The sequence below is a fragment of the Pseudomonas sp. PS01297 genome, assembly GCF_029959305.1.
GTDB lineage: Bacteria > Pseudomonadota > Gammaproteobacteria > Pseudomonadales > Pseudomonadaceae > Aquipseudomonas > Aquipseudomonas helleri.
This window is the reverse complement of the sequence record NZ_JASCPQ010000124.1, coordinates 1-13,298: the sequence shown is the minus strand read 5'-3', so window position 1 is coordinate 13,298 and position 13,298 is coordinate 1. Positions and strand designations below refer to the sequence as shown.

Below are 13,298 nucleotides of genomic sequence, written 5' to 3'. Positions count from 1 at the left end.
AGCTTGCCTCGCGATCTTTTAATCGTTGAAAAGATCGCGAGGCAAGCTCGCTCCTACAGGATTGTTACCGATCCTGCATAAGTGCATGGCAGCATTCGGTCTTTAACCTGCCCGGCAAAACCTTATGATTGAACCACCCCCTAGAAACAACATTGAAACAGGGCACGGTACTTCGTGGCAGACACACACTCAGTGGTCTGGCAACTTCTACCGCCATCCGGCACTTGAAGTCAGTTAGTCGTGATTGTTTTAAGGTCTTATTGAAAATGAAACGTTTGATTGCACTTGCTCTGATGGGTCTGTCTACTTTGGCGATGGCCGACGACCTTAAAGTTGCACAACCCCAACCTGCCGTTGAGCAATACACTTACGCCACCGACCTGGACATCGCCAAAGTCATTAACGTGTCGCCTGTCGCCGATGTGTGTGGAGTGGTTCCGGCAAAAATGACGTACGAAGACCATCAAGGTCAGCGTCACATCATCGAATACCGTGTGATGGGTAACGGCTGCGCCAACGGCTAACACCCGCAGCAACCTCAGCCTCAGATCAGCCCCCGCTTGACGGGGGCTTTTTTATGGTTGGGCTCACTGCGATACGCCTCAGCAAACACCTCGGTAATTGACTTGCGTGGTGAGCGTTTGATCAACGCTTTGACCTTGGCGCTCAATCGGAGCAACTCGGCGCTGGGCTTGGCCCATTGCTCAGGCGGCAGCGGCTCGGACCATTCACGCATCGCCTCGGGCAGCGCTTTGCGGCCGACCTTGGCGATGCGTTTTATCTCCCATTCCACTAAATGGTTGGGCAAGGTCCATAACGTCATGACGTGGTAGACGTACCAAAAAAAACCGTAGATCCACCCCACTTCTTTCTCACGAATACGCCGGTGCAAACTGGCGCGGGCATTGCGAAACGTGTGCAGCCCTTCGTGGGAAGGGTCGCCGGGAGCCTGAAGCTCAAGCGGGTCCTGGATGGCGTGCAGATCGTTCAGTTCGTACTCCATATAACCGCGCACAGCCTCCCAATTGGCAATCGCCAATTGCAGAGCGCCGCACTGGAATTCGACGCTGACCAATTCACCCTCATGCACAAAGCCCATGCCCATTCCGTAGTGGCGGGTGATGCCGTATTGAGTCGCGCTTTGGCCTTGAACGACCCAGGCAGACAGGGATTCCCAAGGGACGAACAAGGGTTCTGTGGCGCCGTCGGGCATAAAACAGACTTCACGGCGCTGGCGGTTGAAACGGGTGGGGATGACTTTGGTGAAGAGTTTGTGGGCTTGGAGCCAGACGTAAAAGCACATAGCAGATCCAGCTAGCCACATGAAAACCGAGAATTTCCAGGCAAAAACAAAGTACTCCAGTGAAAACTCAAGGCTCTCAACAGAGCTATAGCCTAAAGCCAACCCAATTAACCAGAGCAATAGAGGGAAACCAAAAGCAGAAAGACAAGCACAACTAAATGGTCCTCCCAGCCATATTTGATACGAGTAAACATTCGGCTTCCCTCCCCCAAAGTCCAAAAAAATATCGTTGTAATCACTGATATAGGGGCAGCAAGGATCTGCCTCTGTGGGCAACGGTAAAGGGGCCAAGTAGGTTTGTCGCCCAGTAAGACAAAACTCTATGTCACCCGCCTTTTTTTGGGGTTTTTCAAATGATTGTTGAGGTGATGTCGATATGGAAGAGATCATTGCAAAGGCTCCATTGCCATGACATCAATCCCCAACAAATGCATTGCTACGTTCGAATCGAAATGCTGCTTCGCCGGGAGAAAGCGTCCACCTTCAACAGGATTGAAGCGAATACGGTAATTACGCCGGACCAATTGCCCCTCGTCATCTAACGACTGGAGTTCAAGCTCAATCAATAACTCCTCGGAAATATTGCCGATAGCACGCTCAGGGTTGCGTGGATAAGTCAGCTTGATCAACAAGGGTGCTGGCCCGCTCTGTTCTTTTTCGGGCTTGCTCACCATACGATATAACCCTGCCTGCACTTGCTCGGTTACAAGCTCGCGCAGTTCCATGGGAACACCTCGATCCCCTCGAAGAAACGTTGTAATTCGCTGTGCGCCGATCTTAAGACCATGACTGGCCCGCCCATCCAGCCTGTCTTGATAATCGCCCAAGGTCAGCCCCGGCAGGATCACGAAAATCTCACCCGGCTTAGTGCCACCCAACATGCTTCGCCAAAACGGTTCATTGTCTGAACGCTTGACTTCTACAAAGGGCGCCTGCTGCTGCAACGTTAAGTAATGCTGAAACTCTTGAAGGTTTAGATCTTCACGTTTCTCAACCTCAAGCCCCCAAGGGGTACTTTGCAGCCAACGATCGTGGCCGCTGGTGTTGTAGCGGTTGTAAAGCCAAGTACCTGCCAATTCCAATACCGTAAAGAACGCAACGGCCCAGTTAAAGCGAAAAAATACGCTGCTTAGACGAGTTTCAGCAACTTTCCACGCCGTCTCCCGGGCAGCCCCTTTAGCAGCATTCAATACATCTAGCCCTGCCCGTACTGTATTAACAAACCCATAAGCATTGCTGGCCGCCAGGCCACCTGCGGCAACCATCGTTAGCAAAGCTCCGCTTTGAGCGCCTCGATTTCCGCTACGCACTGCTTGCAACCAATTACTGTGGTAATTATTAAGACTGATAACAGCAGCAATAAAACCAAATAAATAACTAAACCCTCCCAATCCAACATGCAACTTGCCCATCGTGACTTGCAGCCGACTGAGCGAGGTTCGAGCCAAACCATCCCCTAGCTTTTTAACCTGAGCGCTTAGCGCCGTGTCGAACACGCCTTGAGCAGCTGCAAATCCTGAAGCACCCGTTGCAAATAAAGCACTCGCAAGAGGCATCCAAACCCTCTTATCACTCGAAACAGCCATCGTTTCCTTAATCACCTGCACCAAATTCACCGCCTGCGCCACAAACAGTAACAACGCCGCGCCATCCCCCAGCACGTTCATGACCGGCGCGCGATGGACACCTTTGCGAAAGTTATCCATCAGCCCGGCCACTTGCCGTTTGCCTTCATTTGGGAAGATGACTGTCAGCCCTGCTTTGCCCTGTGTCGAACCGAAAATCCGTGCATGTTCATCCGGCAATTCCGGGATGGGGCTCAGGCTGGCCGCCAGTCGTCTTTGCTCCAGATCCAGCCGCTGGCTGTCGTATTGGATTTTCTCCAGCAGTTCCCGAGAGGTCTGAGATTTATGCCCGTGTTGACGATTGGACTTGGCCCGGCTCTTTTTAAGCAGGGCTATTTCCTGGCGCAGTTTGAAGGTCTCACGCAGCGTTTCGCGTAACGCGGCCTGTTCTTGCGGGGTCGCAAAATGGAACGTCACGCCTTCGGTTTTGGCCGCCTGCACTATCCGCGATTTCAGGGCGACGGGCAGTTTGCGCAACAGTTCTTCAACGTCGGGCATGGCGTTGTTTTTGAAGAACTCGTCAAAGTTGACCAGCACGTTTTCCAGCCCGCGATTAAGCGCCGGGGTCAGGGTGTTGAGGGCGGCATTGGCCACTGAACGGGTACTGTCAGGGAGGTCGTCCAGCGCCGGTAAGCGGTTCTGTTCAATGCTGCGCAGGCGGACCAGGAGTTCAGGGCTGTTGTTGAACAGGACCATGCCCGCCGCCAGCAAAAACGCGTAGTGCACCCACAACGAGGTTTGGTCGCTGTAGGGCAAGGTGTAGTACAGCGGGCGGCTGAATTGCGGGTTGCGCTGGCTGTACGCCAGCAGTTGTTCGCAGGCGTCGTCGCTACGGCAAATGTCTTTGAGGCAGGCATATTCAGTGGCAAACGCGTGCCCGGCGTGGCCGATGTCCATCGGGTCGAAGTACCAGGCCGTTGTGTGAAACGCACCCGAGCACATCAGTTTGACCCGGTCGGCGGTGATGGCGTCGAGCAGTTGATTCCAGCGCGCCAGCCCGGTTCGATGGGCGAGTAATTCGCGGTCCATTGCTTCGCGGTCGATCAGGTCATTGACGCCGCGCTGGCCCAGCTTGGTCCCATACAAAACTCCAGTGATCTGCTGGCTCTGTTGCTTACCCAGAGTAATCAACGCTTCGAAGTGTTGATCGACAAATGCCGGTGGCGCTACGCGAAAGTGTTCACGAGTGAAGAAACGACGATCAACGTCTTCAAGTACATTCAGCGCATCAGCGCTGTTACTCATGCCACGTGAATAGTCAATGTTATCGGCCTGCGCCTGCGCCCGTTGACGCAACACCTCCAACTCCGCCGGCACCGGGCTGCCCGCTGGCGGCGTCATCAAGCCACCTCTGTCGAGGTACTCAATAATCGCGGCATCGGTCACCCCGCGCTGCGGCTCAGCCATGCACAGCAAATCATCCAGCAGTGCTTTGTGCGCCGGATCCGTGCTTTCACCGATCAGCGTTTTGACATCCAGCGCATTGAGCTGGCTGAGAGATTCGATGTAGCACGCCAGTACGTAATCACGTTCGTTGTGGCCCGGTTTCGCCCCTCCATTGCTCCAGTCGTCGATCCAGCCAACCACATGGTCCTGATAATTGGCCAGATCGCGCATGACGCCCAAGGTGTCTTCCAGCACCAGATACAGCGTGTCGTGCCGGTACTGTGGATGAATGCAGCCGGTAAGGCGGTTCATGGAGGTTTGAGCGAAACGCGCGGGGGTTTCCCACAGGTAGGGCAAACGCTCGTGCTCGGGTAATTCGGCGTCCAGCCGTTGTTGGGTGGTGTCGGAGTGTTCAGCCAGCGTGGTGGCAGGGCTCTGTTGCTCTGCCTCGATCCGCTCGGTCGCGACTTCGGCCAGCCAATGCTCAGTCATGTCCGGGGTCAGCAGGTGAGGCCCGCCGGTGTCGCACTTGGCCTTGCTCAAGTCTACCGCTTGCATGAAGTGATTACGCTCGGACGTTGAGCTCAGCACCTGCTGGCACTTTTTAGCGGTCCACGGGACTTCAGAATACGTGACGTACAGCGTGCTGGTTTTGGCGTAAATCAGCCTCGGTTCGTGGATCGGTGCTTCACGGTCGTCGTCGAACACCGCCTGACCTTGCCACAGCATGGCGCTGACCAGACCGTCTTCAATACGGTACTCGGACAAGGTGCCGCTGCTGCCCTCAATCACGTACAACCAGCCATCGCGCAACAGCCGAATACCCAGCGGCCGGGTGCTGAGGCTGTAGGGCATGGCAACCTCGCTCGCGGGGTCGAGTGCCGGGTTGTCGACGATGGCGTAGCGCAGCGGGATCAACTGCACGGTGGTTTTCATCAGCGGGCAGGTGCCCATACTGTTTCGCGCATCGTCGCGGGAGAGGTTGACGTTGTTGGGGTTTTTGGGCCAGAAGGGCTTTGACATCTTGGAGCCTCCAGCGAACGCAACGCTCGCCTACTAGATCCACACGAGATATCAAGCACCGTGCCAGAAACAAAACACCCCATATAAAACAAACGTTTGGCGCCGACCACTGGCCAAAACCAACACCGCAACTGGCACAAACAGGTTAAAAGTGCGCAAAAAGCTGCACAGTACTGCGCAAGAAGTTGCGCAGCTCGCTACAACCCTTTATTCACGGGGCTTACAGCACGTTAACCCATGTAAAAACAGCATTTAACTGCGCAAGTTTTTGCGCACTCGTAAAGCGCAGGTGTGTATTCAGAGTTAATCTCGATACAAATTAATGGCAAGGAGCCATTTACATGGACGCGCCGCCCACCTTGCATACCCAGCGCTTGATCCTGCAGCCCTTGAGTCTGGCGGATGCTGATGCCATCCAGCAACGCTTCCCGCATTGGGAAGTGGTGCGCTACCTGAACGATGTCGTGCCGTGGCCGTACCCGGATGACGGCGCCCTCAGTTACCTGCGTGACGTCGCTCTGCCAGCCATGGCCCGCGGCGAAGAATGGCACTGGACACTGCGTTTGCGCACCCGGCCAGAAGAGGTCATTGGCAGTATCAGCTTGATGGATCACGTCGATAACCACCGGGGGTTCTGGCTGTCACCGCCCTGGCAAGGTCAAGGGCTGATGAGCGAAGCCTGCACTGTGGTGGACGCTTACTGGTTTGAGACGCTGGGCCGCGAAGTGATGCGCGTGCCCAAGGCCGCTCCCAACGCGGGATCTCGGCGTATCTCGGAGCGTGGCGCAATGCGTCTGGTGAGCAGTCAGGAAGGCAGTTTTGTTGGTGGCAAATTTGCGTGCGACTTATGGGAGATTACTCGCGAACAATGGCTCGCGCACAGAGCCAGGCGCTAAAACAAAGCCCGATCCGCACAGGCAGGATCGGGCTGCAAACACTCAGTGAGTGCCTGGACTGAAATCGGCGAGAATCAGTCTTTCTTCTCGGAGATTACTTTGCCTGTCGAGTCGAAAATGATTTCGTACTGAACACCATCAGCCGCTTTGATGCCTTCAGCTTTCCAGAGGCCATTGGCAGGGTTTTCCGCTTCAATTTTCTTGATCACGGTGTAACCGTTTTTGTTCTTCAGCACTTCAACGAGCTCTTTGGAGAACGCCCAGTTCGGATCCAGATTCGGCTGCGCCATCGCAACGCTGGAGCCCAGCAAAACAGCAGTCGTGAGCACAGCAGCAAAAGTTTTCTTCAACATGTTCTTAACTCCATTAATTGATGTTGCGTCTGGTACCAAGATGCCGAAGTAACCGTAGCAGAGAAAAAACGTGGCATCGCAATAAATGACATCCTTTTGACATGGCTCATGTTTTCGTTAGCACAAGCGCAGGGTTAGAATGCACCTCACCAAGGAGCGCACATGAGCGAAACACGCCTCACAGAAGCCGAATACGATGCCATCACCGAGGCCGCGGCTCAGTGGTGCATGCGCTTGCACGAGCCTGACTGTACTGACCAGGAACGTGCCGCTTTTTCTGTGTGGTTAAACGCTGATCCGCTGCACGCCTTTGAATATGAAGCAATGCTTGATATCTGGGACACCAGCGAACATTTGCCACGGCCACAACCCGCTGTCGCACAGGTCGTGCCGCTGCCCCGCAAGGCTCAGCGCCGCTCTTGGCAGCGTGTGGCCATAGCGGCCGCCATTGCCCTTGTCGCGGTGCCTGTGGCGGCCTACAGCGGCTGGCAACTCGGGGTGATCCCCAGCGCGTATAAACGCCTTGAGGCAGGCAACAGCGTGGTCAACGCGACATTGCCCGATGGCAGCCAGGTCGAACTCAACCTGGGCAGCCAACTGACCTACCTCAACTACAAAGATCAGCGCCAGGTCACTCTGAACAAGGGCGAGGCGTTTTTCAAAGTGAGCCACGATGTGACGCACCCGTTTATCGTTCAGGCGGCTGACGGACGTATCCGGGTCACTGGCACCCAGTTCAATGTATGGATGTACGAAGATCAGGTGCGGGTCACACTGCTGGAAGGCTCAGTTCTGGTCACCAGCAACAAGAACCTGAGTGGCGACGGCTTGCGTCTGGAACCCGGCATGCAGGCCAGCTACAGAGGGGGCGACTACGCACCGCAGATCAGCCAGACCTATGCCAACGCCCCCGACCTGGCCTGGCGTAATGGCAAGCTGATTCTCGACAACCTGACCCTGGCCGACGCCTTGCCCATGATCAACCGCTACCTGAGCACGCCGCTGTCACTGGCCGACACCGCCACCGGCCAGCTGCGGATTGGCGGGGTCTTCAACACGAAAGAGATCCCGAACCTGGTGGCGTCCTTGTCCAAGGTGTTGCCGGTGTATGTGCGCGTCGATCAAAACGGCCAGCCGGTGATCAACGCCCTGCCTCGCGGCTAGAGCGCTGCAAAATTACAAATGCCCCCGAAGCGTGGTCAGCTCATACTGTGGATCGGCCTTGATCTGCGCCTCGGTGAAGGGCAAGCGCGGCCACTGCTTGTTTGAGAACGCCTCAGTCTGATCCCGCGAATGCTTTGAAGCCGGGTCGCTGGCGATCGAAAAAGCCAGCAAGCCCTGCGCCTGTGGGCCGTGCTCGTCGAAGGTCACGGTCTGCAAGTAGCTGGTGCCACTGACCACCTCACGTTTGCCACCCTCGACCGGAACACTTTGCATGGCGTTGTACACCCCCAGCGTGGCCGGGCCGCCGTGGATCGCAATCCGCTGACCTGCACTGTTGACCCCCTGGATGTCACCCCAGGTCATCTCCGGCGTTAAGCCCTGCTCCGCCACGGCTGCCGCTGACGTCTGCAGCGCGTGCTGCACGGCTTCGACCACGGCCGGTTGCTCCAGGTCCAGACCACGCGGGGTGTGCTGCGGGTCTGCCGGATTGAAGGGCACCCGCCACACATCCGGGACATCAAGCAACTGAGCCATGATGTTCTGAAAGTGCACCAACCCCATCCCGCTGTTGAGATTCGCCTGCTGATCCCACGCCTTGAGGCTGGCACACACTGGGCCTTGCCGGGCTTCACACACGGTCAGCAGGTCGGGCATGACTTGCCCCGCCAGGTACACCCGGTCGTCCATCACCATGCCTTGCAAATCTGCGACGCTGACACGCCCCGGCTGACTCAAGCGTTGCAGGGCAAAACGCGCACGCGGCCCCAGCGGTTGGCCGTCCTGGCTGATAAGCGGTGAAAACCCGCTCAGCGGCGCGTTGGGGTTGGCCATCCAGGCCGAGTCGTTGGAGTGCTGCACATAATCGTTACGGCGCAATTGCGGCAACTGGCTGGCCGGGTAAATACCTGGCTGCGCCGCGCTCGGGTCAATCGTCCAGTCGCAGGCACTGCGGCTGCCATCGAGCAAAATCATTTCAAGGCCCGCACGCGGGTCACTGCACGCCGCCAGCTTGGCCTTGTCCACATAGGGCACCACCGACACGTTCATGTACAACGCCTGCCCTTGATCATCTACCGCCAGGGTGTTGACCCACGGAATCCCTTGCAGGGTGTTTACCGATGTCTGCAGGGCATCGAGGTTGCGCGCCTGATTCATCGCGTACCACTGCTGCAAGACCCGGTCATTGTTCAGGTTGGCATCACGCAGGCTGAATGCCACGTGATTATCCCAATCGAGCTTGCCCGGCCATTGCACCACCGGCCCGAATACCGAGCTGTAGAAGGTGCGCGACACTGGCACCAGGCTGCCATCGGCCTGCTTGACGTTGACCGTCAGGGTTTGTTTGTCCAGCGCTCGCGACTGGCCGTCGAGCAGGTAGCGCGTCGGGTCTTTGGGGTCGAGTTCAAGTCGATACAAGGTGAAGTGCCTGGACGTATCCACCGTATGGGTCCAGGCCACGTTCGCATTGAAGCCGATGTTGATCATCGGCAAGCCCGGGAGAGCCGCACCCATCACATCCAGCTTGCCGGGGATGGTCAAGTGCATCTGATAAAAACGCATGCCGCCCACCCACGGGAAATGCGGGTTAGCCAGCAATATTGCATGGCCGGTTTGCGAACGTTCGCTGCCAATGGCAACCGCATTGCTGCCGCGATCCAGGGCAAAACGCTGCATCCGCTCGCTCGCCACGGCAAAGCGCTCAACCCCCGGATTGTAAGTTGCAGCGTGCGAGGCTGTGAGCGGTGGCGCAGCGGCCACCAACGCTTCCCCGAACTGACCGACACCACCTTCGACCAGCAACCTGCGCGTCAACTTGACCACATCAGCCGTGGTGATCGGCCGCACCGAGGGGTTATCACATTGCTCAGGCAGGTTTTTGCGTTCGCCGAGCTGACGGTTGTAACCGGCCACATAGCCTTCGATCAGGTCACGCACTTCAGGTGTTTGCGCTTGCCAGAAAGCAGCCACGGCCTGCGGAGTATTGAGCCAGGTAAAAAACAGGTCGCTGGAGAGGTTATCGCGCTCTTCGAGGGTCATCTGCTCAGGGCCAAAGTACCTCGAACGCTCGCCGTTGACGGTGACCACTTCATTGGCCAGCAGGCACAGGTTGTCCTGGCCATAGGCATAGCCGATGCCATAGCCCAACCCGCGCTCATCGGCCGCGCGAACATGCGGCACGCCAAACGTAGTGCGACGAATCTCGGCACTCACCTCGCTGGCGGGTGTCTGAGCCCATGCGGACACACTCAGGCTCAGGCATAACGCAGCACAACACGACTTGCTCAGCGGCTTGGAAATACTCACGCGGACTCCTGCTCGATCAGTACAAAAGGCCCGGCTGCGTCATCGATTGAAAACCGCGGGCCGGGAACAGCCTGTACAAGAAACGAAGCAGGTTAAAAAAAATTAATAAACGCCTAAAACCCCCGGCCACACGGGACCGAATCGCGATTGATAATAATTCACGACAAAATTTCTACATTTTGATGTTCATGATTTACGCCGCTCATTCGTCTAGTTAAGTAAGAGCGCTTTTTTATTTTCCTGATCAGGCTCTGAAAGGAGTTTTTGCATGCAGAACCCGCAATTGCCAACGGATGGCAACCCACAGCGTCGCAATACCGCTTTTCAGCCTGACCCAGGCCTGCTGGAAGCGCTTGCGCCTTTGCAAGGTAATGAACGGATCCGCCAGCTACTCAAATGCTTCGGGCTGCGAACCAGTCTGGTGCGTCTCAAGGTCATCGATGCCTTGCTGACGGCCGCCGGTAACGACCGCAGGCTGGGGGTGCGTGGCATGCACAGCCACTTGCTGGCGCTGGATATCCCGCTGTCGTTTCTGAGTGTGCGTGAAGTGCTAAAGCGCTTGTGCAGCGAAGGCGTGGTGGTCCTCAACAGCGACAAGAGCTACAGCCTGCATCCACAGGCTGAAGCCGTGCTGATGGGTAAAATCGAGGCTTAAAGCTTGGTCTTGCGGCGCATCACACCGTTGATCACCACCACAACCACAGCCACGCCAATGGCGATGTACTGGAAGGTTTTTTCGGTGATCACGCCGGTGTTTTGCAGATACGACAGACCAAACATGATGCCCAGCACCACCAGAGCGATCAAAATCGAGTACACCAATCGTTGCTTAGGAGTCATTACCTGTTCCTGAAAAATATTGTGAATTGCCGGAGATGAATTGAAACAAACAGGGTCTCATCTTACAGCCGGGGAAGCTTTTTAGCTGCCACCGGCTCAACCCTGAGGATTTACAGATGTTACGTCGTGTCATTCGGCTGGTTCCGCTGTTGCTCATCCTGGCCATGAGCGGGTGCGTATTTTTCCCTGAGCATGGATGGCATCACGATCACCGCTACTACAGTGGTGGCCCTGGGTATTACCAACGTTAAGCCTGTACGCCTCGCGATCTTTTAAACGATCAAAAGATCGCGAGGCAAGCTCGCTCCTACAGACTTTTACCGTTTAAAACCGCTGTCGGGCCGGCTGCACAGGTCTACCAGCCAGTCGACAAACACCCGCACCCGCGGTGACAGTTGCCGATGCGGCGGATACAACGCCGTCAACGCCAGACGCGGCGGCAAGCAATCACTTAGCACCTCCTGCAAGCTCCCCTCCCGCACCTGCTGCGCCACGTGATAACGCGGCGTCTGCACCAATCCATAACCGGCCACGCACGCAGCCAGGTAGCCCTCGGCACTGTTGACCGAGACTTGCTTGGGCAGGTTGATCAAACGCACGTCATCGCCTAGCTGAAACTCCAGCCCATAGCGCTTGCCCGAGGCGCTGGAAAAATACTCAATCATGCGATGCCCGTTCAAGTCGTCCAGCGATTGCGGCACGCCATGGGCACGCAAATAATCCGGACTGGCGCAGGTCATCTGGTCCATCTGCACCAAAGGTCGCGCCACCAGTGAATCGTCGACAGTCAGACCGCCGCGGATCACGCAATCCACGCCTTCGCGAATCAGGTCGACGGGCCGATCATTAAGACCGATTTCCAAATCAATCTGCGGGTAGCGACCGGTAAATTCCGGCAGCGCCGGGAACACCACCAGGCGCCCGACGGCTGCTGGCATCTCAACCCGCAAGGTGCCCTTGGGCTGGCTGCCACGGAACAATCCCTCGGACTCTTCAAGGTCCGCCAACAACCGCACACACCGCTGGTAATACGCAGCGCCATCGAGGGTGGGGCTCACTTGCCGTGTAGTGCGATGCAACAGCTGCACCCCCACATGCGCTTCCAGTTGCTTGATCAATACCGTTACCGATGCCCGGGGCATTTGCAGGCTGTCTGCGGCCTTGGCAAAGCCACCCAGCTCGACAATGCGGGTGAACACCAGCATCGCGTTAAATCGGTCCATGCCTCACCCCTATTATTTAGAAAATACGAACAGTGATAGCGTTTCTACCCGGTTTATCCGCTGCGTGTCGAGGTAAACAATAGCGCCACCCCCACTCAGGAGCACCTCACATGCACACTCGCCAACTCGGCAACAACGGCCCGCACGTCAGCGCGATCGGTTTAGGTTGCATGGGCATGACTGACTTCTACACCACCGGTAGCGATACCCGTGAAGCCGTGGCCACCTTGCACCGCGCGCTGGAGTTGGGCATCAACCTGCTCGACACCGCCGACATGTATGGCCCGCACACCAACGAAGAGTTCATCGGCCAAGCAATTCGTGGCAAGCGCGACCAGGTATTTCTCGCGACTAAATTCGGCATTGTGCGCGATCCAGCCAACCCGTCGGCCCGCGGCATCAGCGGGCGTCCCGACTATATCCAGGCGTCTGTTGAAGGCAGCCTGAAACGTCTTGGAGTCGACACCCTCGACCTGTACTACCAGCACCGTATGGACCCTAACGTGCCGATTGAAGAGACCGTGGGTGCGATGGCGGATCTGGTCAAGGCAGGCAAGGTTCGTTATCTGGGGCTGAGCGAAGCTTCGGCGACCACCCTTGAACGGGCACACAAGGTGCACCCCATCAGCGCACTGCAAAGTGAGTACTCGCTGTGGAGCCGTGACCAAGAAGAAAACGGCTGCCTGGCCACCTGTGAGCGCCTGGGCATTGCCTTCGTGCCATACAGCCCGCTGGGGCGAGGCTTTTTGACCGGCGCCCTGAAAAGCCCGGATGACTTTGCCGCAGACGACTTCCGACGCACCAACCCGCGTTTTCAAGGTGAGAACTTCGCCAAAAACCTGCGGCTGGTGGAGCAAGTACAAGCGCTGGCCGCTGACAAAAGAGTCACCGCCGGGCAATTGGCCCTGGCTTGGGTATTGGCACAGGGCGACTACCTGATCCCGATTCCGGGCACCAAGCAACGCAAATACCTGGAAGAAAACGTTGCTGCGCTGGACGTCCGGTTGAGCTCAAGCGAATGGGCCGCCCTGGCAGCCATCTTCCCGGCGGGCGCGGTGTCGGGTTTGCGTTATGGCGAAGAGTCGATGAAGCATTTGAATCGCTGAATGCTGTAACCGGCTTTTGTAGGAGCTGCCGCAGGCTGCGATCTCTTGAAAGATCAAAAGATCGCAGCCTGCGGC

Annotated in this window: 11 protein-coding genes; 5 read left to right on the top strand and 6 right to left on the bottom strand. The window is 56.8% G+C overall.

Going from position 1 to position 13,298, the window contains the following annotated elements; genetic code table 11:
• Window positions 1–266 precede the first annotated feature (266 nt).
• Window positions 267–524, top strand: coding sequence for a DUF2790 domain-containing protein (locus tag QMX84_RS23945; protein WP_282364940.1), 258 nt, complete (start codon window positions 267–269; stop codon window positions 522–524).
• 20 nt (window positions 525–544) lie between these two features.
• Here the strand turns inward: QMX84_RS23945 and QMX84_RS23940 are convergent, their stop codons facing one another.
• Window positions 545–1,303, bottom strand: coding sequence for a hypothetical protein (locus tag QMX84_RS23940; RefSeq protein WP_282364939.1), 759 nt, complete (start codon window positions 1,301–1,303; stop codon window positions 545–547).
• A gap of 386 nt (window positions 1,304–1,689) precedes the next feature.
• Window positions 1,690–5,337 (bottom strand): toxin VasX, encoded by a 3,648-nt coding sequence (locus QMX84_RS23935; RefSeq protein ID WP_282364938.1) that lies wholly within the window; start codon window positions 5,335–5,337, stop codon window positions 1,690–1,692.
• 341 nt (window positions 5,338–5,678) lie between these two features.
• On the opposite strand from QMX84_RS23935, the gene QMX84_RS23930 reads away from it, so the two are divergent.
• Entirely contained in the window at window positions 5,679–6,233 is a 555-nt protein-coding gene (locus tag QMX84_RS23930) for a GNAT family N-acetyltransferase (RefSeq protein ID WP_123750111.1), read from the top strand.
• A gap of 74 nt (window positions 6,234–6,307) precedes the next feature.
• Here QMX84_RS23930 and QMX84_RS23925 read toward each other — a convergent pair whose 3' ends face one another.
• Window positions 6,308–6,586 carry a PepSY domain-containing protein gene (locus tag QMX84_RS23925; RefSeq protein ID WP_048373129.1) on the bottom strand — a complete coding sequence of 93 codons (279 nt, stop codon included), beginning with the start codon at window positions 6,584–6,586 and terminating at the stop codon, window positions 6,308–6,310.
• A gap of 162 nt (window positions 6,587–6,748) precedes the next feature.
• Here QMX84_RS23925 and QMX84_RS23920 point away from each other — a divergent pair, with 162 nt between their 5' ends.
• Window positions 6,749–7,750: a FecR family protein gene (locus QMX84_RS23920; RefSeq protein ID WP_282364937.1), complete on the top strand. Its 1,002-nt coding sequence runs from the start codon at window positions 6,749–6,751 to the stop codon at window positions 7,748–7,750.
• Window positions 7,751–7,762: 12 nt separating this feature from the next.
• On the opposite strand, the gene QMX84_RS23915 is transcribed toward QMX84_RS23920, so the two are convergent.
• Entirely contained in the window at window positions 7,763–10,054 is a 2,292-nt protein-coding gene (locus QMX84_RS23915) for an acylase (RefSeq protein WP_282364936.1), read from the bottom strand.
• Between the two features lie 268 nt (window positions 10,055–10,322).
• On the opposite strand from QMX84_RS23915, the gene QMX84_RS23910 reads away from it, so the two are divergent.
• The gene (locus QMX84_RS23910) at window positions 10,323–10,709 is read left to right on the top strand and encodes a fe2+ zn2+ uptake regulation protein (protein ID WP_048373124.1); all 387 of its coding nucleotides are present in this window, start codon (window positions 10,323–10,325) and stop codon (window positions 10,707–10,709) included.
• Here QMX84_RS23910 and QMX84_RS23905 read toward each other — a convergent pair.
• Both QMX84_RS23905 and QMX84_RS23900 read right to left on the bottom strand, forming a co-directional pair.
• Window positions 10,706–10,894: a hypothetical protein gene (locus QMX84_RS23905; protein WP_048373123.1), complete on the bottom strand. Its 189-nt coding sequence runs from the start codon at window positions 10,892–10,894 to the stop codon at window positions 10,706–10,708. The two genes, QMX84_RS23910 and QMX84_RS23905, sit on opposite strands and share 4 nt — an antisense overlap.
• Window positions 10,895–11,211: 317 nt before the next feature.
• Window positions 11,212–12,117: a LysR family transcriptional regulator gene (locus QMX84_RS23900; protein ID WP_123750108.1), complete on the bottom strand. Its 906-nt coding sequence runs from the start codon at window positions 12,115–12,117 to the stop codon at window positions 11,212–11,214.
• 110 nt (window positions 12,118–12,227) lie between these two features.
• Between QMX84_RS23900 and QMX84_RS23895 the strand changes: the two genes are divergently transcribed.
• Window positions 12,228–13,223, top strand: coding sequence for an aldo/keto reductase (locus QMX84_RS23895; protein WP_282364935.1), 996 nt, complete (start codon window positions 12,228–12,230; stop codon window positions 13,221–13,223).
• Window positions 13,224–13,298: the final 75 nt, after the last annotated feature.

Bases quoted from the DNA above. Each gene is read 5' to 3' on its own strand.
- QMX84_RS23935 (WP_282364938.1), bottom strand. From the start codon at position 5,337: ATGTCAAAGCCCTTCTGGCCCAAAAACCCCAACAACGTCAACCTCTCC.
- QMX84_RS23930 (WP_123750111.1), top strand. From the start codon at position 5,679: ATGGACGCGCCGCCCACCTTGCATACCCAGCGCTTGATCCTGCAGCCC.
- QMX84_RS23910 (WP_048373124.1), top strand. From the start codon at position 10,323: ATGCAGAACCCGCAATTGCCAACGGATGGCAACCCACAGCGTCGCAAT.
- QMX84_RS23925 (WP_048373129.1), bottom strand. From the start codon at position 6,586: ATGTTGAAGAAAACTTTTGCTGCTGTGCTCACGACTGCTGTTTTGCTG.
- QMX84_RS23945 (WP_282364940.1), top strand. From the start codon at position 267: ATGAAACGTTTGATTGCACTTGCTCTGATGGGTCTGTCTACTTTGGCG.
- QMX84_RS23920 (WP_282364937.1), top strand. From the start codon at position 6,749: ATGAGCGAAACACGCCTCACAGAAGCCGAATACGATGCCATCACCGAG.
- QMX84_RS23940 (WP_282364939.1), bottom strand. From the start codon at position 1,303: ATGTGCTTTTACGTCTGGCTCCAAGCCCACAAACTCTTCACCAAAGTC.
- QMX84_RS23905 (WP_048373123.1), bottom strand. From the start codon at position 10,894: ATGACTCCTAAGCAACGATTGGTGTACTCGATTTTGATCGCTCTGGTG.
- QMX84_RS23895 (WP_282364935.1), top strand. From the start codon at position 12,228: ATGCACACTCGCCAACTCGGCAACAACGGCCCGCACGTCAGCGCGATC.
- QMX84_RS23900 (WP_123750108.1), bottom strand. From the start codon at position 12,117: ATGGACCGATTTAACGCGATGCTGGTGTTCACCCGCATTGTCGAGCTG.